The sequence below is a fragment of the Bradyrhizobium sp. Kon69 genome (genome assembly GCF_055807515.1).
This window is the reverse complement of the sequence record NZ_JBVVOS010000196.1, coordinates 1-341: the sequence shown is the minus strand read 5'-3', so window position 1 is coordinate 341 and position 341 is coordinate 1. Positions and strand designations below refer to the sequence as shown.

1 protein-coding gene is annotated in these 341 nt (G+C 44.6%); it reads left to right on the top strand.

The features are described 5' to 3' along the window. Positions 1–341 (top strand): Tn7-like element transposition protein TnsE (locus AC0L3U_RS38805; RefSeq protein ID WP_473365025.1); only part of this gene is annotated, 341 nt, incomplete at both ends.

Sequence of the window (341 nt, the reverse complement as noted above, 5' to 3'; positions counted from 1 at the left end):
GCCACACTTAGGTGGTGTCCTAGCAGCGGCAGATGTGGGTGGGAAGCAGGATGCAACCAATTACAACTCTATTTTTGCTAATCGATTTGCTGCTTTTGATGAGCTACTTTCAATTCTAAAAACTAAATTTGCATGTCGGGTGCTTTTTGAAGAAACCTTGGTTTTGCCAAAAGTTGGGCGTAGCCGATTACATCTGTGTAAAGATGGCTCACCAAGAGTGATTAAAGCCGTTGGGGTGCAACGTAATGGCAGTGATTTTGTATTGCTAGAGGTGGATGCATCGGATGGGGTGAAAATGCTTTCTACCAAAGTGTTGAGTGGCGTTGATAGCGAAACATGGC